We start from the raw sequence: 1,774 nt of genomic DNA on the forward strand, positions 1-1,774 counted from the left end.
GGCGCACGGAGGTGCGGACCACCAAGCTGGTGGCCGAGCGGCTGCGCGCCGCGGGCCTCGAGCCGCACCTCCTGCCGGGCAGCGGGCTGGTCTGCGACATCGGGCCCGGCCCGGCCACCAGCGGGCGCAAGCGGATCGCCCTGCGCGCCGACCTCGACGGCCTGCCCGTGCAGGACACCAGCGGTCTGCCGTGGGCCTCGACCGTCCGGGGCGTCGCGCACGCGTGCGGGCACGACGTGCACACCGCAGCGGTGCTCGGTGCGGGGCTCGTGCTCGCCCAGCTGGCCGACGAGCTGCGGACCGGCGTGCGGCTGGTGTTCCAGCCCGCCGAGGAGGTGMWGCCSGGSGGCGCGCTCGACGTGGTGGCCGCCGGCGGGCTCGACGGCGTCGGGGAGATCTACTCGTTCCACTGCGACCCCAAGGTCGACGTCGGCCAGGTCGGCACCCGCATCGGCCCGATCACGTCCGCCAGCGACGAGGTCACCGTGACGGTCACCGGGCCGGGCGGGCACACGTCCCGGCCCCACCTGACCGGCGACGTCGTGTTCGCGCTCGGTCAGGTCATCACGCAGGTGCCCGCGATCCTGGGCCGCCGCCTGGACCCGCGCTCCGGCGTCAACCTGACGTGGGGCGCCGTGCAGGCGGGGTCGGCCCACAACGCGATCCCGTCGACCGGCACGGTCAAGGGAACGCTGCGGTGCCTGGACGTCCGCGCGTGGGAGAAGGCGTCGGAGGTGTTCCACTCGGCGGTCGAGCAGGTCCTGGCTCCCCTGGGAGTGGAGGTCGAGGTGCGGCACCACCGCGGTGTCCCGCCGGTGGAGAACTCCGCGCACGCGACCGGGATCCTCGAGGCCGCGGCCCACGACGTGCTCGGCCGCGGGTCGGTCCTGCTGACGGAGCAGTCGCTGGGCGGCGAGGACTTCGCCTGGTACCTGACCAAGGTGCCGGGGGCGATGGCGCGGCTGGGCACGCGCACGCCGGGCGGCCACACCTACGACATCCACCAGGGCGACCTCCGCGTGGACGAGCGCGCGGTCGAGGTCGGCGCCCTGCTCCTGGCGCGGACCGCCCTTCTCGCAGGCTGAGACACCCCGTCCGTCACCTGGGCGGACATACCAAGTCGGTAACGGAACCTGCGCGGATACCCGCCGGTAACCTGCCCGACACCTCTTGCTCGTTATGGTCCGAGAATCAATGCCGGGCAGCCCCAGACCTTGTGGTGGTACACCGTCGTGCCAACCGCACGGTCGGCCCAGCCGGACCGGCTGCTGACGAGATTCAGGAGAGTCGCGTGAAGAAGATCATTCGAGTGGCCGTGCTCGGCGGGGCGGTCGCCCTCGCGCTTGCGGCGTGTGGCAGTGCTCCGGAGGACACGGACGAGACGGCCGGCAGCGGCGAGTCGTCCGCGGCGAGCGTCGACTTCAAGGCGTGCATGGTCTCGGACGCGGGTGGCTTCGACGACAAGTCGTTCAACCAGGCCGGTTTCGAGGGCCTCACGCAGGCCAAGGACGAGCTCGGGATCGAGGTGGCCAGCGTCGAGTCCGCCGCGGACACCGACTACACGCCGAACATCGACAGCCTCGTCGCCGAGAACTGCGACCTGATCATCGGCGTCGGCTTCCTGCTCGAGGACCCGATCCAGACCGCCGCCGAGGCGAACCCGGACGTGAACTTCGCGCTCGTCGACAGCTCCTTCTCCGACGCCGACTTCGCGCCGGTCACCCTGGAGAACGGCAAGCCGATCCTGTTCGACACCGCGCAGGCGGCCTACCTC

2 protein-coding genes are annotated in these 1,774 nt (G+C 72.2%); both read left to right on the forward strand.

Annotated elements, in window-relative coordinates; genetic code table 11:
- Positions 1-1,085, forward strand: a 1,085-nt coding sequence (locus tag AC1DUQ_RS21425) for an amidohydrolase (protein WP_477074598.1), incomplete at its 5' end; no start/stop codon positions are given.
- Positions 1,086-1,291: 206 nt separating this feature from the next.
- On the forward strand, positions 1,292-1,774 hold a 483-nt coding region (locus tag AC1DUQ_RS21430; protein WP_477074599.1), incomplete at its 3' end, for a BMP family lipoprotein.

It is taken from the genome of Cellulomonas sp. P4_B5_2, from assembly GCF_056402235.1.